The sequence below is a fragment of the Permianibacter aggregans genome (assembly GCF_009756665.1).
GTDB lineage: Bacteria > Pseudomonadota > Gammaproteobacteria > Enterobacterales > Permianibacteraceae > Permianibacter > Permianibacter aggregans.
In genome coordinates this window covers 4,236,756-4,259,467 of record NZ_CP037953.1, presented here as the reverse complement: position 1 = coordinate 4,259,467, position 22,712 = coordinate 4,236,756, and the positions used below count along the sequence as shown (strand labels likewise).

General features: G+C 54.7%; 13 protein-coding genes. 1 reads left to right on the top strand and 12 read right to left on the bottom strand.

Features of this window, described 5'->3' with window-relative positions:
- Positions 1–28: 28 nt before the first annotated feature.
- Positions 29–1,216, bottom strand: a complete 1,188-nt coding sequence (locus E2H98_RS19110; protein ID WP_133592554.1) for an acetyl-CoA hydrolase/transferase family protein — start codon at positions 1,214–1,216, stop codon at positions 29–31.
- A gap of 288 nt (positions 1,217–1,504) precedes the next feature.
- Here E2H98_RS19110 and E2H98_RS19105 point away from each other — a divergent pair, with 288 nt between their 5' ends.
- Positions 1,505–2,848 (top strand): dihydrolipoyl dehydrogenase family protein, encoded by a 1,344-nt coding sequence (locus E2H98_RS19105; RefSeq protein ID WP_133592552.1) that lies wholly within the window; start codon positions 1,505–1,507, stop codon positions 2,846–2,848.
- Positions 2,849–2,886: 38 nt separating this feature from the next.
- Here E2H98_RS19105 and E2H98_RS19100 read toward each other — a convergent pair whose 3' ends face one another.
- The 11 genes from E2H98_RS19100 to E2H98_RS19050 all read right to left on the bottom strand — a co-directional run bounded on the left by E2H98_RS19100 (position 2,887) and on the right by E2H98_RS19050 (position 22,622).
- The gene (locus E2H98_RS19100) at positions 2,887–6,021 is read right to left on the bottom strand and encodes an efflux RND transporter permease subunit (RefSeq protein ID WP_133592550.1); all 3,135 of its coding nucleotides are present in this window, start codon (positions 6,019–6,021) and stop codon (positions 2,887–2,889) included.
- Positions 6,018–7,700 carry an efflux RND transporter periplasmic adaptor subunit gene (locus E2H98_RS19095; protein ID WP_162848207.1) on the bottom strand — a complete coding sequence of 561 codons (1,683 nt, stop codon included), beginning with the start codon at positions 7,698–7,700 and terminating at the stop codon, positions 6,018–6,020. Before E2H98_RS19095 ends, E2H98_RS19100 begins: the two co-directional genes overlap by 4 nt.
- Before the next feature lie 5 nt (positions 7,701–7,705).
- Positions 7,706–9,004 (bottom strand): TolC family protein, encoded by a 1,299-nt coding sequence (locus E2H98_RS19090; RefSeq protein WP_133592547.1) that lies wholly within the window; start codon positions 9,002–9,004, stop codon positions 7,706–7,708.
- A gap of 93 nt (positions 9,005–9,097) precedes the next feature.
- Positions 9,098–9,439 (bottom strand): hypothetical protein, encoded by a 342-nt coding sequence (locus tag E2H98_RS19085; RefSeq protein ID WP_133592545.1) that lies wholly within the window; start codon positions 9,437–9,439, stop codon positions 9,098–9,100.
- A gap of 93 nt (positions 9,440–9,532) precedes the next feature.
- Positions 9,533–11,848 (bottom strand): heavy metal translocating P-type ATPase, encoded by a 2,316-nt coding sequence (locus E2H98_RS19080; protein WP_232475437.1) that lies wholly within the window; start codon positions 11,846–11,848, stop codon positions 9,533–9,535.
- Positions 11,826–14,579 carry a cation-transporting P-type ATPase gene (locus E2H98_RS19075; protein ID WP_133592541.1) on the bottom strand — a complete coding sequence of 918 codons (2,754 nt, stop codon included), beginning with the start codon at positions 14,577–14,579 and terminating at the stop codon, positions 11,826–11,828. The genes E2H98_RS19080 and E2H98_RS19075 overlap by 23 nt, the downstream gene beginning before the upstream one ends.
- Positions 14,580–14,713: 134 nt before the next feature.
- The gene (locus tag E2H98_RS19070) at positions 14,714–16,678 is read right to left on the bottom strand and encodes an aconitate hydratase (RefSeq protein WP_133592539.1); all 1,965 of its coding nucleotides are present in this window, start codon (positions 16,676–16,678) and stop codon (positions 14,714–14,716) included.
- Positions 16,675–18,912, bottom strand: coding sequence for an acetyl-CoA hydrolase/transferase C-terminal domain-containing protein (locus tag E2H98_RS19065; RefSeq protein WP_133592538.1), 2,238 nt, complete (start codon positions 18,910–18,912; stop codon positions 16,675–16,677). Before E2H98_RS19065 ends, E2H98_RS19070 begins: the two co-directional genes overlap by 4 nt.
- A gap of 175 nt (positions 18,913–19,087) precedes the next feature.
- Positions 19,088–19,612, bottom strand: coding sequence for a MauE/DoxX family redox-associated membrane protein (locus E2H98_RS19060; RefSeq protein WP_133592536.1), 525 nt, complete (start codon positions 19,610–19,612; stop codon positions 19,088–19,090).
- 25 nt (positions 19,613–19,637) lie between these two features.
- Positions 19,638–20,096 carry a host attachment protein gene (locus E2H98_RS19055; protein WP_133592534.1) on the bottom strand — a complete coding sequence of 153 codons (459 nt, stop codon included), beginning with the start codon at positions 20,094–20,096 and terminating at the stop codon, positions 19,638–19,640.
- Positions 20,097–20,141: 45 nt separating this feature from the next.
- Complete coding sequence (locus tag E2H98_RS19050) at positions 20,142–22,622, bottom strand: vitamin K epoxide reductase family protein (protein WP_133592532.1); 2,481 nt, start codon at positions 22,620–22,622, stop codon at positions 20,142–20,144.
- Positions 22,623–22,712: the final 90 nt, after the last annotated feature.

The window sequence follows — 22,712 nt, the reverse complement described above, 5'->3', positions numbered from 1 at the left end:
CGAAAATTTCCAGCATCCCGGCCAACCCTCATCTGCCGCGCAGATCGGCAATGCCGTATTCAGTGACGATGTACTGCGCGTGGGCGCGTGTGGTGACGACGCCGGCGCCTGGATCAAGCATCGGGGCAATGCGCGATACGGTGTCGCCAGCGGCGGTGCTGGGTAACGCAATAATGGCTTTGCCACCTTCTGATAATGCCGCGCCGCGCATGAAGTCCATTTGGCCGCCAACGCCGGAATAGATTCGCGTGCCGATCGAGTCGGCGCAAATTTGGCCGGTCAGGTCGACTTGCAAGGCGCTGTTGATGGCGATGACATCGCGATTGCGGCAGATGTTGCGGGTGTCGTTAACGTAATCGGCTTCCAGCAAAACCACCTCGGCATTGTCGTCGATAAAGTCGTACAGCGCTTCGGTGCCCATAATGAACGTGGCGACCAGTTTGCCCGGATGCACGCGTTTGCGACGGTTGTTGATGACGCCAGCTTTGATCAACGGTAGCACCCCGTCGGAAACCATTTCGCTGTGAATGCCCAGATCGCGATGCTGATGCAAACAGTTCAATACCGCGTTCGGAATGGCGCCAATACCCATCTGCAAACAGGCGCTGTCATCAATCAGGCTGGCGACATGCTTGCCGATGGCATCAGTAACCGGATTTCCAGACGAAGGCAATTTTATCGGCAAGGAATCTTCCGCTTCGTAATATGCCGTGATGTCGGAAAAGCGTATGAATGCATCACCATGGGTTCGTGGCATACGTGGATTGACATGCGCAATGATGCAGCGCGCCTGTTCGCAGGCTGCCTTGGTCGCCTCAACTGAAACACCGAGCGTGCACAGCCCATGCTTATCTGGCGGTGAAACCTGAATTAGCGCCACATCAACACGCTGTTCCTGGCGACGGAAAAGAAGTGGCAATTCCGAAAGGAAAAGCGGCACATAATCGGCCAGTCCTTCTTGCGCCAGCTTGCGGGTATCTGCACCCAGAAAAAAACAATGATGGCGTAAATGCGCAGCCAGTGACGGATCAGCCAGTGAGTGCGCCCGTTCGGTATGCAGCTGCATCAAATGCAGATCATGTCGTTCGTGTGCGCGGCTGGCCAAACCCTCTAGTAATAAATGTGGAGTTGCCGCCATCGAGTGACACCAGATCCAGCTGCCATCCGGGATATAGTTGATGAAATCGCTGGCAGCACTCAGCTTGACCGGTTGCATGGGAGGCGACTCCTGTTGTTTTGTGATAATTTTGAACAGATTAGCGTTGATCCCATCCAGCTTGCTTGATTTTTATCAAGCCTCGGTTGCCAAGCGCTCGCGATCATTGCCGCTCACCTATTGTTACAACCGCCCTCTTCCTGCGTAGATTCGTTTCAGAAGCTGGCTTGATATACGCATTTTGCATTTGGTCAATCTTTCCTCTTTGCTCTCCAACGCGACAGCAAAACGACAAATCCATTGCTGCTATGGTTCAGGCATAAGACAAGTATCGGAAAGGAAAAGCACATGGCTGACTACGATCTCCTGGTTCTGGGCGCCGGCAATGCCGGTATCGCGGCGGCAAATGCCGCATTGAAGGCGGGCTGGAGCGTAGCGGTTGTCGAGAAGCGCGATGTCGGCGGCACTTGCCCTCTTCGCGGCTGCGTGCCCAAGAAAGTACTGGTCGCGGCGGCACAGACTTTCGATGTGATTTCGCGTGCCGATAGGCAGCAAGTATCTGTCAAGGACCCGAGCCTGGAGTGGGCGAAGCTAATTGAGCATAAACACGGTTTTATTGAAGGTGTGTCCGATGAAATGAAGAGCAGCATTGAAAAACGCGGTGCAAAAGTGCTGGCAGGAAAGGGACGATTTGTCGGACCAACTACCATTGAGCTTGATGGCAAACGAATCGAGGCCAGGAAGATCGTGATTGCCACTGGTTCGAAACCACGATCACTGCCCTTCCCTGGCGCCAAACATCTACTCACCAGTGACGATCTGCTGGAGCTCCGCAATCAGCCGACCAGCGCCGTATTTATCGGTGCTGGCGTGATCAGTCTGGAATTTTCCCATGTGCTGGCCCGAGCCGGCGTTCATGTCAGTATTCTGGAGGCCGATGAACGGCCTCTGTCATCCATGGAGAATAGTGCTGTTGCGCAACTGATCAAGGCGAGCGACAAACTTGGCATAAAGTTGATTACCAGCGCAAAAGTTACTGGCATAGAAAGAAAACAAACCGGATTTTCGGTTCAGTATCTATGCGACGGCGAGAACCAGGCAATCGAGGCGGAAATCGTAGTGAACGGCGCCGGCCGCATCGCGGATATCGATGAACTGAATCTCAATGCTGCCGGGATTGAGCATGATCATGGCATCAAGGTCGATGAATATCTGCGCAGCGTCTCGAATCCACATGTATGGGTCGCTGGCGATGCGCTAAGCAACAGTCCGCAACTGTCGCCGGTGGCCACTTACGAAGGTCAGATAGCCGGCAATAATCTGCTCAACGGCGATCTGCAAAAACCAGACTATCACCCGATTCCCAGTTGTGTCTTCACGGTGCCTGCGCTTGCTCAAGTCGGTTACACTGAAGTGAAGGCCAGAGATCTTGGTCTGTCGTTTGAAACCAAGGAAAACGACATGACCTCCTGGCGCTCGGCAAGAATGCACGCGGAAGACGTTGCTTACGCAAAAGTGTTGATCGACAAGAATAGTGATCAGATTCTTGGCGCCCATCTGCTCGGCCATCAGGCGGCAGAATTGATCCATCTTTTTGCTTTTGCGATAAAGCATGGTGTGACTGCGAGGGCAATGAAAGAAACTGTGTACGCCTATCCGACATTTACTTCCGATATCAAATTTTTGGTTTGAGAACCCATGCCATCGGAAAAGGCAAGCCCGAGTTTGCTTCAGGCTTGCTGGGTTGACGTCTGCCGTCGCCGCATCAAGAAATAGGCGGCCGGAATCACCAGCATGGATAGCAATGGCGCGGTGATCATGCCGCCGACCATTGGCGCGGCGATACGCTGCATCACTTCGCTACCGGTACCGCTCCCCCACATAATGGGGAAAAGGCCAGCCAGAATAACAGCAACGGTCATCGCCTTGGGGCGAACACGAAGTACCGCGCCTTCTTGTATCGCCTCGCGCAATGCCGCTTCATCGTGTTCACCACGTTGTTGGCGCTCCTCCCACGCGTGCTTGAGATACAGCAGCATGATGACACCAAACTCTGCGGCGACACCGGCCAATGCAATAAAGCCGACAACGCCTGCGACAGAGAGGTTGTAATCCAGCAAATAGAGCAACCAAATGCCTCCCGATAACGCAAACGGTAACGTCGCCATAATTAGCGTCGCCTCCGCTACACTCTTGAAGGTCATGTACAACAGCAGAAAAATAATCAGTAGCGTAAACGGCACAACGATTTGCAACTTTTCTGTCGCTCGCTCCAGGTACTCAAACTGCCCCGACCAAGCCAGGGAATAACCACTGGGCAATTCAACTTGCTCAGCGACCACCCGCTGCATTTCCGTCACGGCGGAACCGAGATCGCGCCCGCGCAAATCGACATAAACAAAACCAGCCAGACGGCTGTTTTCACTGCGCAGCATTGGTGGACCGTCATTGAAGCGAATGTCAGCAACATCCCCCAACAGCAACTGCTGGCCACGTGCATTGATGATTTTCAATGCGCGCAGGTTCGCCAGTGAATCCCGGTGTTCACGTGGGTAACGCACGTTGATCGGGTAGCGTTCCAAGCCCTCGACGGTCTCACCAATATTCATACCGCCAATAGCGCTTGCGACCACCGATTGCACGTCGGCGATATTGAGTCCGTAGCGTGCAGCGGCTTGCCGATCAATATCGATGTCGATATAGCGACCACCGGTCAATCGCTCGGCGAACACGCTGGTGACACCGGGTACGTTTTTCAGCACCGTTTCAATTTCGCCGGCAACGCGGTTGATTACCGTCAAATCCGTGCCCATGACTTTGATGCCTACCGGGCTTTTGATGCCGGTCGCCAGCATGTCAATGCGATTGCGAATCGGCGGAATCCAGATATTGGTCAGCCCCGGCACCCGTACCGCCTTGTCGAGTTCTTCAACCAATTTTTCCGGTGTCATGCCCGGTCGCCATTGGTCACGTGGTTTGAATTGAATAATCGTTTCGAACATCACCAGTGGCGCCGGATCGGTAGCGGTCACTGCCCTGCCCGCTTTGCCGTGCGCGGTGGCCACTTCCGGCACGGTCTTGATCAAGCGATTGGTTTGTTGCAGCAACTCGGCGGCTTTGCCGGCTGATAATCCTGGAAACGCTGATGGCATATACAGCAAATCACCTTCATCGAGTGGCGGCATGAACTCCGAACCAATGTGTTGCAGCGGCCAGAGACTGATCAGGAACGTGACAAAAGCAACCAGCAAGGTGGTGCGCGGAAAGCGCAAAACCAGATTTAGGAAAGGACGGTAGATGGCCATCAGCAAACGGTTTAGGGGATTTCGCGTTTCGTCAGGAATCCGTCCGCGAATCAATAACCCCATCAATACCGGTATCAGCGTTACCGATAATCCAGCAGCCGCCGCCATCGCATAGGTCTTGGTAAAAGCCAATGGCGAAAACAAGCGCCCTTCCTGAGCCTCCAGCGCAAACACCGGCACGAATGACAAGGTGATGATCAACAGCGAAAAAAAGAGTGCCGGCCCGACTTCAGCTGAAGCTTCTGCCATCAAACGCCAGCGCGCATCGCTGTCCGGATCGCTGCCATGCTGATGGCGCCATTGCTCAAGCTTTTTATGGGCGTTTTCGATCATCACCACTGCGGCGTCCACCATTGCACCAATGGCAATGGCGATGCCACCAAGCGACATGATGTTGGCGTTGACACCCTGAATGCGCATGACAATGAAAGCCGTCAGTATGCCGAGCGGAAGCGCGACAATGGCCACCAGTGCTGAACGGAAATGAAAAAGAAAAATGGCGCAAACCAGCGCGACGACGATGAATTCTTCAACCAGCTTGGTGGTCAGGTTGTCGATAGCGCGTTCAATCAGTTGTGAGCGATCATAGGTGACGACGACTTCCACACCGGGTGGCAAGCTGCTACGCAAGCTTTGCAGTTTTTCTTGCACTGCTTCAATGGTGGCAAGCGCGTTTTCGCCGGCACGCATGACGATGATGCCACCGACCACTTCCCCCTCACCATTGAGCTCGCCAATACCGCGTCGCATTTCCGGACCAAGTTGAATGTGGGCCACATCCTTCAGCTGCACCGGCACGCCACTGTCATTCGTGCGCAGTGGAATCTGCTGAAAGTCTTCCAGCGTCTGCAGGTAACCCGAAGCCCTGACCATGAACTCGGCTTCACCCAGCTCCAATACCGAACCGCCGACTTCCTGATTGGCACGTTGAATGGCTTCGATTACCGCGCGATGGCTCAAACGGAAATAGGCCAGCTTTTCCGGGTCGAGAATGACTTGATACTGCTTGACCATACCGCCAACCGTCGCTACTTCCGCAACACCGGCAACGGTTTTCAGCTCGTATTTCAGAAACCAGTCTTGCAGGCTGCGCAGTTGCGCCAAATCGTAGGTTCCGGTTTTATCGACCAGCGCGTACTGAAAAATCCAGCCGACACCGGTGGCATCAGGCCCCAACGCGACATTGACGCCAGACGGCAAGCGCGACTGCACCTGGTTCAGGTATTCCAGCACACGTGACCGGGCCCAATACAAATCGGTGCCATCTTCGAACAACACATAAACGTAGCTGTCACCGAAAAACGAATAACCACGCACGACTCGCGCGCCCGGCACCGACAGCATGGTCGTGGTCAGCGGATAAGTAACCTGTTTTTCAACCAGTTGTGGCGCCTGCCCCGGCCAGGTGCTGCGAATGATCACTTGCGTGTCTGACAAATCAGGCAGCGCGTCCAGCGGTGTGCGCAGCATGGACAACACGCCCCAAGCGGTCAGCAGCAGTGCGGCAATCAATACCAGAAATCGATTCTGAATCGACCAATGAATCAGGCGCGCAATCATGGTGTGCTCTCCGAGGTGTTCAGGCGGTGGATGGTCACAATCTTCGGAGCGCCTTCATCCTGCAGCACGAATTGCAGATGAATGCGGTCGCCGCTATTCAAGCGTGTGGTATCTACCTTAGGTGACAGCTCGAAGTCCATGGTCATGGCCGGCCAACCTAGCGCCGGGATCTCCCCATGCCGCAGCGTCAGCCGGTCTTCATGAATCGCTTTGATTTCCGCCATGGTGTCGTAGGTTTCAGGCGCCGATAACGCCGCGTTATCCGATGCAGTTTCTGCGGGTTCAAGACGCGCCAATAAACCGCGCAGGCTTGCCTCGGATTCAATCAGGAATTGCCCGGAGCGAACAATTTGTTGTTGTTCGCGCAAACCGGAAATAATCTGCGTGTTGCCGTTTTGTTCTATGCCCGTAGAAACGATGACAGGTCGAAAAGCATCCTCTTCGGTTTTCACCAGCACCAGCTGCCGTTTACCGGTGTAAATCACCGCCTCGCTCGGCACATAAAGCGCGTCGCGAACCGTGGTGCCGGGCATACTCACCGTGACAAACATGCCCGGCACAAATTGATGGTCGCGATTGTCGATTTCCACTCTCGCTTTCTGTGTGCGCGTCATGGCATTGACCTGTGGCAACAACTCTTTGACCGGGCCGGTACTGGTTTGCCCGCCGTGCTGTATGGTCGCTGTCGTGCCAACCTTGAGCTGCACCGCTTTCGATTCCGGCACCTCTGCCTCAATCCAAACCGGCGACAAGGCGTTGATGGTCAACAGTGGCATACCGGTCATGACGGTACTGCCCTCACGCACATTCAGCGCGGTGATCACGCCACTGATCGGTGCGCGCACGGTGACGCGTGAAAGCACTTTTTTCGTTGTGGTTACCGCGGTAATTTGCTCGTCATTCATGCCAGCCTGGCGCATCCGCTGTTTGGCGGCGGCCCGCAGCGCATCCAGCCCGTCACCGTTCATGCGCAATAACAATAAATAATCCTCCTGCACCGCAATCCAATCGGGCACATAAAGCTCGAACAAGGCTTCACCTTTTTTCACGTGATCGAGCTCGGCGCGAACATGCAGTTTCTCGACAAAGCCATTGGCCCTTGCCTGCAGCACTTCACGTTTGCGCTCATTCCAGGCAACACTGCCGACTGCCGTAATTTCGGTGTTCATGTCACCACGTTGCACGGTGGCAAAACGAATGCCGAGATTTTGCTGAATGCGCGGGCTAATCATTACCGTGCCTTTGTCGCGACCGCTGTCGGCATACATCGGTACCAGCATCATGTCCATGAATGGCGACTTCCCCGGCGCGTCAAATTGTCTGCCTGGCACCATCGGGTCGTGGTAATACAAAATCTCAAGACCGGTTACTGGATCGATATCGCCGGCTTTCAAGCCTTGCTCGATATGGCGACGTGTTGCGGCTTCGCCCTGAGCGATACCCCAATCCGATGGATCGTCTTTTGCGTTGGAAGCATCAGCTTCTGCATCATGTTGATGTGCGGCATGCGCGTCATCTGCTGATGTTTTGTCTGGCTCTGCATCGGCGTCGCTGTTCATCTGGTGGACATGATCTTCACCGTGTTCATGATGCTGATGTTCAGCAGCCTGCGGCCATCCGGTCAGCAAACCAGCAATCACCATCGCGGATACCGAGAGTACAAAAAGGGATTTGTTCATGGTCACTACTCCGCGTTGTTCTGGAACGGTGCTGCCGCCCATTCCGATTCGGGAAAAAGAAAGTACAGCTCGGCCCATAGCAATGCCGCCTGCCAGGCAAGATTGGTTTCGGTTATGCGGGTGTCAAACACCACACGACGTGCGTCGAACACGGCGGCCATGGATGCGCGATTGCTGGCGAACGCCGTTTGTGTTGCTGCCGCGCGTGACTCGGCAAGGGGTAACAGTTGTTCCTGATACTGTTGTTGGCGCGCCAAGGCGCTTTGCCAGGCGTTCCACTTTTGCTGTACATCGAGTAACAGCAAGCGTCGCTTTTCTTCAGTTTCTGCGCGCCGCTGATTGGCCTCAGACAATTTGGCAGCGTAGTCGCGTTGTTGCCGGTTTTCCTGGTTGAGTTGCAGTGGAATGGAAACGCCTACCGACAGCATGTCGCCGAAATCACTGTCGCGCACACCGTACATCACCGACCAACTCCAATCCGATTGAGTTTCCGCTTTCGCTACGTTCGCTTCTGCTTTACTTAGTTGTTCTTGTGCGTTCATCGCGATGATTTCAGGATACTCATCGACGGCCAGACGTAACTGTTGCAAATCAAATGGCAGCGTTGAAATGTCAGGAATGGCGTCAGCAAGTACCAAGGACTGTTCAGCGCCTATCCAACGCTGCAAGCGCATTTCGGCGTTCTCCACTTGCGTACGCTGTGCCAGCAATTTCTCATCCAATTGCAGCAATTGCGATTGCACCGCCCACCATTCCTGTTGGGTCGCGCGCCCTGAGCCAAATGCCGTTTTCATCGCCTCGCTTTGATGCGCTGCCTGTTCACGTTGCTGTTCCTGCCAGTGCAACAATCGGCGCTGGAAATGCAGCGATAACCATGCCTTGGCGGTTTCCGTTTGCAGGTTCGATAGCTGCCAGTGCCAGCGGGCATTCGCCACTTGCTCTTCCTGTTGGTAGCGCTGCTGCCTCGCCTCACGTTTCGCTGCGCGGGTAAACGTTTGCGAAACTCCAATGGAACGCATGGTCATGCGTTCGGCGTCCAGACTGAATCGCATCGGACCATCGACTGGCACATTCTCGACGGCCAAGCGCAGTACCGGATCAGGCAAGGTGCCTGCGGCTATCGCGCGTTCGCGTGCAGCCTCTGCGGAATAATGCTGCGCTGGCAGCGCTTGCGAATGCAGCGCCGCCAGACGCAAAGCCTCCTGAAGCGTCATGGCAGACAAGGCCGGCGTTGTCGCGATGGCCGTCATTAACAGCATCACCGCTTGAATTGAACGGCGATGTCGAGCAATAGACCGAGACATAGGGAATGTCCTATCTGATCGGTGGCGCGCGACGATGACGCGCCAGTAAAACGCAAAGATTTTCGCGACAGGAAAACGCCGCGCAAGAAGGGATCAGATAAGGTTTGGCGGACGCCAAATAGAAGAAAGATTCAAACGCGGTGGCGACCATGAAAGTCGTTCCACCACGGGTTTTGCGGGACCAGCAGGCGCCACAACCAGCACAACTGGAGCGGCCAGATACGACGGTGAGCCACATGGCATTTCCATATTGCACTGGATATCCAGTGCGGCCATGTCATCGCAACAGTCGTGTGATGACATGGATGCCTCATCGACGTCATGCTGCTGCATCGCGGCTGTCATTGGGCAGTCACTGCTTTGCGCACGCCACGCCGCTTGACTGCCAGGGGTGGCAATCAGGAAGCACAGCCATATCAGCAACGCAGTGCGCACGGATGCAGGTTTCCTTTCGCTCAAGACGGGTCAAGTGTAACACCTTGCCACGGGGCAAACTCAAGCAGAAATTTGCTTCGCGCCAAGCGACGCTCAAATCTTTACCTTGTGCAAACGTAAGGCATTGAAAACCACGGACACCGAAGAGAGACTCATGGCCAATGCCGCGATCATCGGCGACAGCAGCATGCCGGTTACTGGATACAGCACACCAGCAGCAATCGGCACACCGAGTGCGTTATAGAAAAATGCGAAGGTCAAATTCTGGTGCATATTCCGAACCGTTTTAACCGACAGACGGCGTGCCACGGCAATACCGCGCAGGTCGCCTTTTACCAGCGTTAACTGTGCGGTATTCATGGCGACATCGGTGCCCGTTCCCATGGCGATGCCGACATCAGCTCGCGCCAGCGCTGGTGCGTCGTTGATACCATCACCGGCCATCGCGACGACTTTGTTTTGCTGTTGCAATCGCGCCGCCAGACGCGCTTTGTCTTCAGGCCTTACCTCGCCATGCACTTCATCAATATGGAGTTTTTGCGCAACGGCGCGCGCGGTGGTTTCACCGTCGCCAGTGGCCATAATGATGCGCACTCCGGTGTCACGCAGTTGCGAAATGGCTTCCGGTGTTGAGGATTTGATCGGATCCGAAACGGCCAGCAGACCTTTCAGCTCACCATCCACAGCGAGATACATAACGCTGGCACCTTCAGCGCGTAATTGCTCCGCCTGCTCCTGCATGGTTTGCCATTTGACGCCTTCCGATTCCATCAATGCCGTGTTACCCAAAGCCAATGAGTGGCCGGTCACTTTTCCGCGCACACCAATACCGGAAGCGGATTCAAACTGCTCGGGCTCTTGAAGCGATAACGCTTGTTTTTTTGCTTCATTCACCAAGGCGTGAGCAAGCGGATGTTCGCTACCAAGATCCAGACTGGCCGCCAAACGCAGCACCTCGGTTTGCTCACCGTCCTTCACCGACAGCACCGAATGAAACGCCGGCTTTCCCTCGGTAAGCGTACCGGTTTTATCGACAATCAAGGTATCGACCTGACGCAATCGCTCAATCGCGGCTGCATCTTTGAACAACACGCCCTGCGTTGCGCCGCGTCCGGTTGCCACCATCACCGACATTGGCGTTGCCAAACCGAGCGCACACGGACAGGCAATGATCAGCACTGCCACGGCGTTAACCAAACCAAAGGCCCAGCTCGGTTCCGGCCCCCAAACGCCCCAAACGAAAAAGGTCAGCAAGGCAATGGCAATAACGACCAGCACAAATACGCCGGCCACTTTATCGGCAAGGCGTTGCATGGGCGCTTTCGAACGTTGCGCCTGCGCCACCATTTGCACAATTTGCGAGAGCATGGTGGCTTCACCGACGTGCTCCGCTTGCATGATCAGGGCGCCACTGGTGTTCAGCGTGGCGCCGATCAACCGGTCTCCCTGGCGCTTGTTGACCGGCAACGGTTCACCGGTCAACATCGACTCGTCAACGGCACTTTCCCCTTCCAGCACGACACCATCAACCGGCACTTTTTCTCCAGGTCTGACGCGAAGCCGATCGCCTTTCTGTACATCGCTGAGCGGTACATCCTCTTCTCCACGATCACTGATCCGTCTTGCCGTTTTAGGCGCCAAACTCAACAGGCTTTTAATGGCGGCACTCGTTTCCGAGCGCGCCTTTAATTCCATCACCTGGCCGAGCAAGGTCAGCGAGATAATGACGGCCGCCGCCTCGAAATAAACGGCGACGTGGCCGTCGATCTGGAAAGATGGGGGAAAAATCTGTGGCGCCAACAAGGCGACCACGCTGTAGACGTAAGCCGTTGCCGTGCCCAGGCCAATCAATGTCCACATATTGGGGGAACGATGGACAACTGAAGCCCAGGCGCGCTGGTAAAACGGCCATCCGGACCAGATCACCACCGGCGTTGCGAGTATTCCTTCCAACCAGGCACGTTTATCACCCAGTACTGACGAAAACAGATCACCCGACATCGCGAGTACGGCGACTACCACGGTCAACGGCAAGGTCCACCAGAAACGTCGGCGAAAATCTTTGAGCTCCGGATTTTCCTCCTCTGTCAGTACAGGTTGTACAGGCTCCAACGCCATACCGCATTTAGGGCAGGTGCCGGGACCGCGTTGACGAACCTCCGGGTGCATCGGGCAGGTGTATTCCACCGCTTCTGACAACGCTTGTTTGCCAGGTTGCTCTGCTGGCGGGGTGGAAAGAAAGTTTTCCGGTTTTTCCTTGAAACGTTCCAGACATTTGCTGCTGCAAAAGCGATAACGCTTGTTTTGATACGTATGGGAATGGGGCGTGTCGCGTGAGACCTTCATCCCGCATACCGGGTCAACATCTGATGAAGATTTGTCGTGATCAGGATGATGATGCGCTTCCATTGCGGTCTCCCTCATGTTGTTGAATTGATTTCATTCGTTTGAATACCAGCCGGAGCTGTTTCTCCAGCTCTATGATGATAAACAATGCGACACCGATGGCAACGATCAGAATGCCATCCCAAAGTGGGATGCTTTCGGTGGCGAATACCGCTTGTAGCGATGGCAGATAAGTAATCGCGAACTGCGCAACGGTAACGATGAAAACTACCAGCCAGATTACCTTGGTGCCGCGCACGGCGTTCCAGGTAAGCGAAGTGCCGTAGATATTGCGAATGAAGAACAAGTGAAAAATTTCCATGACCACAAGCGTGTTCAGCGCCATGGTTCTGGCGAGTTCCACCGAATAATGACGCTCCAGTGCGTACTGAAAAACGCCGAATACACCGCAAACGAACAATAGGGATACCAGCACGATGTGCCAAAGTAGTTCGCCGCCAAGTAGCGGTTCATCGCGCGGACGCGGTGGTCGCCGCATAGTATTTTCTTCGGTTGGCTCGAAAGCCAGCGCCATGCCAAGGGTCGTAGCCGTGATCAGGTTGATCCAGAGAATCTGAATCGGGGTAATCGGCAGCGTCATGCCGATAAACAGCGCGACAATGATGGTCATCGCTTCACCGGCGCTGGTCGGCAATGTCCAACTGATCACTTTTTTCAGATTGTCGTAGACAGTGCGACCCTCGCGTACCGCCGCGACAATTGAGGCGAAATTGTCATCGGTCAACACCAGTTCGGCGGCCTCTTTGGCCGCTTCGCTCCCCTTCAACCCCATCGCGATGCCGGCATCGGCTCGTTTCAATGCAGGCGCATCATTGACACCGTCACCGGTCATGGCCACGGTCATGCCGTGCGATTGCAGTGCGGTGACTAATCGCAACTTGTGTTCAGGACTGGTGCGAGCAAATACATTGCAGTTCAGCACCGATTCGCGCAATTCGGCATCACTCATCTCATCGATGTCAGCGCCGGTCAATACCTTTTCGGCGTCACGCAAACCGATTTGTTGACCAATAGCCGCCGCCGTTTTGCTGAAATCGCCGGTAATCATTTTTACGGCAATGCCGGCACGGTAGCATTCGTCGATAGCGGCAACGGCTTCGGCGCGTGGCGGATCGATCAGGCCGACCATGCCGAGCAAGGTCAACGAACCCTCAACGTCCGAATGTTCAAGCACGGTGTGTTCTACGGCAACAGATTTGCAAGCAAAGGCCAGCACACGCTGGCCACCCGTCGCCACCTCCGCCACGCGTTGCTGCCAATAGTCATGGTTCAGTGCTTCAACACCACCGTCAAATTGCCGCTGGTTTTCACACATGGCGAGAATCCGCTCTGGCGCGCCTTTTACAAAGATGAACGCGTGGTGCTCGTGGTCATGATTCAGTGTTGCCATGAAGCGATGCTTGGCATCAAATGGAATCGCATCGGTCCGTGACCAGTGTGCGTGTAGTTGACGAATATCCAGATCGGTTTTGCCTGCGAATGCCAACAGAGCACCTTCCATCGGATCGCCTTCAACGCGCCAGATGCCGTCGTGTGCCCGGATGCTGGCATCGTTGCAAAGGGTTGCGGCACGGGCCAATTCCTGAAGTGCCTTGTGCTCGCCCGATGTAATTTCAGCATCATTGAGTTTCAGCGCACCCTTTGGTTCGTAACCGCTGCCCTCGACAGCGAACCGATGCTGGCTGGTGAGAATCGAAGAGACCATCATTTCATTTCGGGTCAGCGTGCCCGTTTTGTCGGTGCAGATCACCGACACCGCGCCAATGGTTTCAATGGCTGGCAAACGGCGAACAATGGCGTGACGCTGTGCCATCGCCTGAACACCAATGGCCATCGTGATGCTCAACACCGCCGGCAAGCCTTCCGGGATCGCCGCGACTGACAAACCGACAACGGCCATGAAAATATCGGCGAATGGGTAATGGCCAACAAAGTAACCAAAGGCCAGCAGGATGCCGGCAACAACCAGAATCAGAATCGTCAGCCATTTGGCAAAAATGTTCATCTGCGTCACCAGCGGTGTCGTCAGCGTTTGCACTTCCGCCAACAAACCACTGATACGGCCGATTTCCGTCCGGGCGCCGGTGGCAACAACAACGCCTTTTGCTTGTCCGCTGGCGACCAGCGTGCCGGAAAAGGCCATGTTGGTTCGATCGCCCAGCGCCGCTTTTTCAGCGACAGGCTTTACATGCTTTTCTACTGCTACCGATTCCCCGGTCAGAATGGCTTCTTGTATCGACACGCCGTGTGCAGTAACCAGGCGGAGATCCGCCGGCACTTTGTCGCCGGCTTCCAGCAACACGATATCGCCTGGCACCAGTTGCTCACCATCTATGGTTTGCCGCTCTCCGTCGCGAATGACGTTGGCGCGCTGGGCCAGCAGATGACGAATGGCATCCATTGCCTGTTCGGCCTTGCCTTCCTGCACAAAGCCTATCAGTGCATTGACCACGACGACGGCGAGAATCACACCGGTATCAATCCAGTGGCCAAGCAGCGCTGTGATCGCAGCTGAACCGAGCAACACATAAATCAGAATATTGTGAAACTGCAGCAGCAGACGCTTTAATGCACTGTGCGGCGCCGCTTCCGGCAGACGATTGATGCCATACTCACGGAGTCGTTGTTCAGCCTGCTGCTGCCTCAAACCGTTCGACGACACCTGCAGTGCGGTCAGCGAATCCTCGATGGAGCGACTATGCCATGAAGCCTGTTGTATCTTGTTGTTTGCCATGCCTGCCACTCACCCTTCCACTCAATGTGTGTTTGCAGCTTTCGTGTTCACCGGCCTTATCATGATTCAGCATAGCGACAATGACTGAGCGGTTTTTCCACTTTGATCAAGGTTTCGTCGAGTTTTTACTGCCATTAACTCAACTTTTTCCGTAACCACGGCACAATGCCGCCCGCTTTCAGTAGCTGAAGATGGCGCTCCGACAATTGATGCCTCAACTCAAATTTTTGTTGCCCGTCGTTCAGTTCAACGGTAATCGATTCACCGCTAGATAGCGCTTTGGGCCACGCTCTTAACGACAGTGTGTCACCCGCTTCAATCTTGTCGGCATCATCGGGGGCAGCAAAGGTCAGTGGCAGCACACCAAAGTTGATCAGGTTCTGCCAATAGATGCGGGCAAAACTTTTTGCCAGCACGACGACCAGACCCAGGTGCCGGGGAGCCAGCGCAGCATGTTCTCGACTGGAGCCCTGACCGAAGTTTTTGCCACCGATTATCAAGTGCAATTTGTCGTCATCAAGCTTGGCTACACGTTCATGATATTCCGGGGCAATATCATTGAAACTGAACTTGCCGATTTCCGGAATATTGCTGCGATAAGGCAATACATCAGTGCCGGCCGGCAGGATTTCATCGGTTGAGACGTGATCGCCAAGCTTCAATAAAACCGGCAACGTAATCGTTTCCGGCAGTGGCTTGAGTTCCGGCATGCGCGCTATATTGGGGCCTTTGATCAGATTGTTGCCAGCGTGTTTGTCGTCGCCATTTTGGGGTTTGACGAACAGCGATTGGTCCAGGTGTTCAAATTCCGGTTCCTCGATTCGTGGGTACTTTCGCTTTAGCGAACGGCCATCGGTGATTTTTCCGGTCAACGCTGAAGCGGCTGCCGTTTCCGGACTGCATAGCCAGACTTTGTCTTCGCGGGTGCCGGAGCGGCCGGGAAAATTTCTTGGTGTCGTACGCAAGCTGTTCTGATCGGTTGCCGGTGCCTGACCCATGCCGATACAACCATTGCACCCGATCTGATGCAAGCGGGCACCCGCGGCCAGCATGGCTTCCAAACAACCATCCTTGCTCAGTGCGCGCAGAATTTGTCGCGAACTTGGATTGATATCAAGCGAGATGTCTGCCGGTAGAATCTGGTTGCGTACGAGTTCTGCGACGATCGCGAAGTCCCGATAACCGGGATTGGCGGAAGATCCAATGTAGGATTGAAAAATCGGCTCGCCGGCTACGTCATTCACCGGCACCACATTGCCAGGGCTTGATGGTTTGGCGATCAACGGCTCCAGCGTGGATAAATCAATCTGATCGTGATGCTCGTACTCACACCTCTTTTCGGCCTTCAACTCACGCCAGTCTTTCTCACGGTGTTGACGCCGCAAAAATGCGCGCGTCTGCTGATCGGAGGGAAACACCGTTGTCGTGGCGCCAAGCTCGGCACCCATATTGGCGATAACATGCCGGTCCATTGCCGATAAACTTGCCACGCCCGGGCCAAAATATTCGAGAATGCGCTGCACACCACCATCGACATCATGACGACGCAACAACTCCAGAATGACATCCTTGGCACTGACCCAATCCGGCAGCTCACCTGTCAATTCAATGCCCCAGATTTCTGGCATGCGCAAATACACCGGTTGGCCTGCCATCGCCTGCACGATATCGGCGCCGCCGGCACCAATCGCCAACATTCCAAGGCTGCCTGCTGCGCAAGTGTGGCTGTCGGCGCCAATCAGAGAGCTACCGGGAACGCCGAAATGCTGCATATGAACCGCATGACTGATGCCGTTGCCGGGCCTGCTGTACCACAGACCAAAGCGCTGGCAAGCACTGAGCAAAAAACGATGATCGTCCGGATTTTTATTGTCCACCTGCAATAAGTTGTGGTCGACATACTGGGCTGATAAATCCGTTTTTACGTTGTTGAGTTCGATGGCCTCCAGCATCAACATGATCAAGGTGCCGGTGGCGTCCTGAGTCAAAGTCTGGTGAAAACACAAACCGATTTCCTTGCCAGCTTCGGCTTCGCCTTCCCGCAGATGAGCGTCGATCAGTTGGCGAGCGAGATTGCGCTTGCTTGAGCTTCTGTTCATGTTCCGGACCTTTCGCTAGTCATTGGCGCTGGCTGTGATTTTGGTCGCAGCGGCCGGCGCAAGTCGCGGGCATTGGCGAGAGCACCCAACAAGACCCAGCGATTGATACGCTCGCCCCAACCGTTTGTCTGCAACAGTTGCATGCGCGCGAGATGATTATAGAAACGATTGCGCAGTTTCCTCCCGCCACGCAAACCTTGCCAAAGCAAATCCAACAACTTGCGCTTGTTGCCGCGACGTTCCTTCAGATAGTGCAGTGCCGCTGCCAGCAGCGCTTCTTCATCGCTGAACGCTGTGCCGAGCGGGTAATACGGCAAGTGCTCATGGGCGCCGGCATCGGCAAATTTCTGCTTCAGTGCTGCCGCCGTATTGTTTCGAAACGCCGATGGAATTTGATAATCTTGCTCGACTTTGCCCGCTGCCTTGGCCTGTGCCAATAACTCCTGCTGAAACTGCGAGTCCGTGATCGCCAGCATCGCTACGATGACATCACGATCGGTTTTGCCTCGCAAAACAGCAGCGCCATACTCGGTTACGACAATGTCGCGCAAATGACGTGGAATGGTTTGATGCGGATACTGCCAGACAATATTGGAGTGGATCTCACCATGCTGCCTTCGCGTACTGGGCAAGCAGAGTATCGAGCGGGCGCCTTCCAGCACATGCGCCTGGGCAACGAAATTGTACTGCCCTCCTACACCACTGACGACTATGCCATCACCAAGCCCGTCGGAAATGACCGCGCCATTCAAAGTGGCCATCATCGCGGAATTGACAAAACATGCATCACGTCGCTGTAGCTGTTTTAACTCAGTGTCGCCAAATAATTCATTGATAAACGAAATGCCGGTCATGTTGATGCCGTCACGCTCCTGTTCCGGCAGTTCACGTAACTGCTGATAGAACCGTGCTGAGCCAAGAAAAAAACCGCCATGCAGATAAATGCCGCCACAGAGCGATTCGCCTAGCCCCTCTTGTTCAAGTTTCTGCCTTGTCGCCGGGTCTGCCAATGTGGCGGGTAACGCGCTGCCATCACTGAAATGCAACTGGCCATCGACGAAGCGAACGTTATCGGCGACTAAACCGTACCGCCGCAAAAACTGCCAGTCAGCCTCGTGCAAAGGCTCGTGCACACGCTGCGCCTCCCGTAATGCGTCAAGCGCATCTAGCGTAACCGGCTGAACGATCTTTTTTTCATTCAGCAAGCGCTGCAAGGTTTTGTCGTCGTACACCTTTCGGCGCAGCACACCGCTTTCACGCAAATGCAGAAAACCTTCAACCGCCATTTCACTGGCGCCATAAAGCCCTTCGACGAACACCTCGCGCTGCACCGGCAGAATCGATCTCAGGGATTTTTGCGGCTCGTGCAGCAGCGCCGACAGCAATGCCTGATAGACGGTATTGAACTGCTGACGCAGCACCAGCATGTGAGTAATGGCATCGCCCAGCGAGCCGATGCCAATCTGCAGTGTGCCGCCATCTTTGACGAGACTTGCGACGTGCGTGGCCATCGCGTAGTGAGCGTAATCGATTGGCATCAGTGGAATCGGGAACAGCGAATAGGGTTCGGACTCCAGCAGCAGATCGAATTGTTCTTCGTCGAGCACGGCATCATGCGGCATGAATGGCAGCGCCGAATTGATTTCGCCAGCGAGCACAAACTGCTGTCGTTGTGCCGGCGTCAGTGCTGCCAGCAAGTCCAGCGTGATGTCAGGGTTACAACTAAGACTGAACAGGGACGCGTTGTTCTCATGCGGCGCCACCATCTGGGCGATGACATTGATGCCAGCATCGAGCAAATCACGAACCACGTGAGAATAGTTGCTGCAGACATAGTCCTGCTGCGCGCGGGCATCGCGAATGAATGCACCCGGTTTCAGAAAAAATTCGGAAACGTGAATATTTTCCGGCAATCGTCCCTGTTGCCGGTCACGGGCAAAATCGAGACCGGGATAATCCCCGTACTGGTTCTTTACCACCGGCTCAAGAAAACGCTGTGCCAACAGGTTGTCGGCGCTTGGCGTTTCCAGCGTCAATGCTGTGACAATGTGCAACGACAAATCCGGGCGTGCCTTGACGTATTGATACAAGGCATTGGCCAGCAGATTGCCCTTGCCTAGCCCCAATGGCAGACCCAGCACGATGCGTTTGCCAACGCGCTCGACAATCGCCTCGGCACAGCGTTCGGCATTCGTGCTGCGCAGGGTGTGTTTTCGCTCAGGGCGTTCAGACACCGCTCACTCCTTGCTTGCTCTCAGCAAAGTGTAGACGCTATCGCATAAATGCTTGGTGCTCGGTGATCGGCACGAATGGGTCGCGCCGAATCAGCGCTCTCCACTTGCCGGATAGGATTTTTCAATGTTGTCATGGTGGTTCCGCGCCATTAAGGAATTTCGTACCGGCTGGCGACTACACCGTCGCCAGCAACATGACGGACGCCATCAGCGCCATGCCCAGGTTTTCCGTCAGTGTGACGGTGGACAATGGCACGTCGAGTATCGAGCCCATGCATGGACAATTGATATCCAGATCACGTGTCAACGCGTACACCACACCGACCGCGCCAAATACCATGATGATGATCGTGGCGCTGTACACCAGATGGCGTTGCCAGTGCGCCAGATAGGCAAGACCGAGTAACAACTCGATGAACGGGTAAACATACGCGTACGGCCGCCAGCGCTTTGCCAGCAGGTCATACATGCTGAAGCCCCCGGCAAATGCCTGCGGGTGAAACAGCTTAAGCAACGCAAACACGCACAGGAAAAACCCCATGCTGCCGTGCATGATCTGGCGCACGGAAAAATCTTGCTGCCAGGCCAGCGCGAATCCGGCGCTGATCGAGACCAGCACCAGTATCGTCAGCGGCCAGTAGTCCCGTAGTGCTTTGCCTCGTTGATCATCTTGCTGATGAAAGCTGGGTTTCTCGCTCATCTGATCGCCTACACTTCGCTACGCATTATTGATGCTGCAGCGAGCGGGCCGATTTCATTTCCGATTGCAGCAGATTGGCTAAATCGCGAACCGGCACATTGGTCATTTCCTTGTCGGTTTCAACAATCACCTTGCGTTGCAGCTCGCGTGGCATATTGTCGCGCATATAGCCAAGCATTTTCGGTGCCGCGACCAATACCAGTTGCTGATAATCATCACGATGCTCCTGCAAATACTCGACGACCTCACCGGCGAAGCGGGTCTTCTCAAATTCCTGCGGATCAGTCGGATGTTCCATCGCCGAGCGCGATTGGTCACCACGCTGAAACCGGCGACCTTGCCGGTCGCTGGCGATCTCCCGGGTCGGTTTGTTCATATGGCGCAGTTCGCCACCATCGATTGGGTCCAGTTGATCACCAGTGCCTCGATAATTCAACACCGAGGCTTTGGTGCCATCGGCAATAACAAACCAGGTCGTTTTCATCGTAAGCTCCTTTTCTCCAGTTAAATCAGGATTGCTAGTTCATTGCTATAAAATCACTTTGCTCCACTGACCATAGGGATTCTCAATCTTGCCGCGCGGCAAACTGAATCCAATCAGCGCCAGTCCGCACAATAATGTGCTGACAATCGATACCATGCTGGTGCTGAAAATAAATGGTGTGATCAGCAAGCTCATACCAAGGAAAATATTCAAGAAGCGAATGCTGCGCATGACTTCGGCGAATGCCGTGACGGTAATGGTCACCACCAATGCGCCAACCAAATGATCGGCGTTTGCCATATTGCCGTCGTTGCCAAGCGTGATGCGGGTGAACATCAGCCAGACACCAATAAACAGGCAGGCGCACAAATGCCACGGCGCAGAAACGCCGCCACCAACGCCAACCATGTCCTTGAGAATTTCTCGCCCGGGGCGCTCGATATCATCAATATCCTTGTCGGTTTTCACGGGCGAACCCTCGTCGGTATCACCGGTAAACAGAATCTGCATCCACGGTTTGCCAAGTTTGGCTCGGCGTCGCAGGAATGCCAGCGTGGCAACAATCTCGTCAAACGAATACGGGATTTGCAGCAGCATCGCCGCTGCCGCAATCAGGCACAGCGTGCACCAGGTATTCAGAATGATCGGCTGGATGATGATGAAGGTGATCGAGATGGCACCGAGCGGCACAATCATGAAACCAAACAGCAAGACCAGCCATGGCATGGTGCGCCAGCGTTTGTTTGAGCCAATCATGCCGGTCAGAATTTCCAGCAGATAAGTTAGACTGCCGATGCCAGCATCGGGCACAGGCCAGGCTTTGGAAACCGATGAGGTAATGATTTCCTCGGTGCCGTTTTTGCCGTCAGTCAATGCGCCAGGAAAAAACGGTTCCCACACCGCATCGACATGGCCAAGCTGATACGCGGCCAGATAGCGAGAAATGAAAAATCCGACGAAGGCCAGCGCGATGATCGGAAAACGTTGAATCCACGCGGATGGCGAAAAATTCCAGCCAGGTGGAATTTCCGGGCCGGTTTCCGACGCGATCGGCGACACACCGGGAAACGGTCGCGCCAACAAGGCGAAACCAATCACCAATGTGCCAATGATGGTGCCGTTCAAGTAGGCGGCAGCGGTTGGTGCCCAGAACACCAACGGAGCAAACAGCAACCATAAACCGACGGCACCAAGCGCCCACCGGCTAAAGCGCAGAATCGGCTTTGGCGACAGCGCGAAAATACCAAGCACGAGCATCGCCACACCGCTGGCGAGATCGCTGATCATCATCGCGGTGGATTGATAGCCGAGCGTCATCGGAGACGTCAGCAACCATAAGCCCATGGCGATATTCAGCACATGCGCCCAGAGAAATTCCTTGTGCGTGGCACGATATTTTTTTTCGTATTGTTGACGCAGTTCGTGCGGGTTTTGCTCCAGCTCCTCAGCGGTTTCCATCCAGCTCGGTGGCGTGATGCCGTGCTGACGGTACCAGGTCAATGGGTCATCCTTCAGTGCCGAAATAATGCTGGGCAATACATTGATCACTTTATGCTTCGGTTGCCAATCGAGCAGCTCGGAGGCTTTGCCGATATTCAGCGCATAATGGTCAGAAGCCATATCGACCATGAATGGCCGAATAAAAGGTTTCTCACCGTAATCCAATTGGTCCGGCACCACCGGCTCAGACTTTTCCTGCAACCAGGCGCCCGCCTTGGCCAATGGCTTCGGCAGTTGCAGTGTCGACCATTGACGTGAACCGTGGATCAGGCGGCCGATCTCATTCTGTAATTCCTGATAGCTGATCGTTTCCGGCTCTCCGGCCAATAGCTCGCATTGATCCGGGAGTTCGTTACGTTTGGCGATGGCCGCTTGAAACAGTGCCAGCATGTCGTTCAGATGGATGAATGATTGCCCGGCTCGACTGTCACCGGCATACAACACGCTCTTGGCGTCGTGTTCGAAGATTCGCGCGATCTGATTGGCCAACGTTGGCACGCAGGTTTGATCGTCGTAAAGCCCGGCCAAGCGCAGAATAAGATATGGCATGTCACCGTGGTGGCGGTGAATCATGTTCTCGGCGTCGAGTTTTGATTGCGGATAAGGCCAGCGCGGCGCCAGCGGTGCTTGCTCGTCGATGGTTTCACCGACCACACCGGGCTCGTGCACAAGCATGGTGCTGGAATAGATAAAACGCTCGATATCAAAGCTCTGCAAGCCTTTGATCAGGTTTTCGGTGCCATGGACATTGACGTTTTCATAAAGCGGATGCGGCTCACCGGTAAAATCAAAGTAAGCCGCCAGATGCACGACCGCGGCCAGCTTCTCACCATGCTCTTTTTTCATTTTCTTGCAGGCAGCAGTGATGGACTGCGGTGACGTGATGTCCATTTCCAGATCGCAGTCCGTGCCCGGTCTGTCAGTGCCAATGACGGTATAGTGCCGTTTCAGTTTGGCAACCAATGCACTGCCAATGGCACCGGCTGAACCAGTAATCAATACTACTGATCGCTGTTTCTTGTTCATTTTTCCCTTTTGCCTGGGTTGAATAGCATCGACTCGGCGCTAACCAAACGACAACAGGCAAGGCGTCATGTGGAACGGTTACGGTAGTCC

What these genes read in the sequence shown, in the direction of transcription:
- E2H98_RS19080 (WP_232475437.1), bottom strand. Translation starts at nt 11,848, where the DNA reads ATGGAAGCGCATCATCATCCTGATCACGACAAATCTTCATCAGATGTT.
- E2H98_RS19075 (WP_133592541.1), bottom strand. Translation starts at nt 14,579, where the DNA reads ATGGCAAACAACAAGATACAACAGGCTTCATGGCATAGTCGCTCCATC.
- E2H98_RS19100 (WP_133592550.1), bottom strand. Translation starts at nt 6,021, where the DNA reads ATGATTGCGCGCCTGATTCATTGGTCGATTCAGAATCGATTTCTGGTA.
- E2H98_RS19095 (WP_162848207.1), bottom strand. Translation starts at nt 7,700, where the DNA reads ATGAACAAATCCCTTTTTGTACTCTCGGTATCCGCGATGGTGATTGCT.
- E2H98_RS19050 (WP_133592532.1), bottom strand. Translation starts at nt 22,622, where the DNA reads ATGAACAAGAAACAGCGATCAGTAGTATTGATTACTGGTTCAGCCGGT.
- E2H98_RS19060 (WP_133592536.1), bottom strand. Translation starts at nt 19,612, where the DNA reads ATGAGCGAGAAACCCAGCTTTCATCAGCAAGATGATCAACGAGGCAAA.
- E2H98_RS19105 (WP_133592552.1), top strand. Translation starts at nt 1,505, where the DNA reads ATGGCTGACTACGATCTCCTGGTTCTGGGCGCCGGCAATGCCGGTATC.
- E2H98_RS19110 (WP_133592554.1), bottom strand. Translation starts at nt 1,216, where the DNA reads ATGCAACCGGTCAAGCTGAGTGCTGCCAGCGATTTCATCAACTATATC.
- E2H98_RS19055 (WP_133592534.1), bottom strand. Translation starts at nt 20,096, where the DNA reads ATGAAAACGACCTGGTTTGTTATTGCCGATGGCACCAAAGCCTCGGTG.
- E2H98_RS19090 (WP_133592547.1), bottom strand. Translation starts at nt 9,004, where the DNA reads ATGTCTCGGTCTATTGCTCGACATCGCCGTTCAATTCAAGCGGTGATG.
- E2H98_RS19070 (WP_133592539.1), bottom strand. Translation starts at nt 16,678, where the DNA reads ATGAACAGAAGCTCAAGCAAGCGCAATCTCGCTCGCCAACTGATCGAC.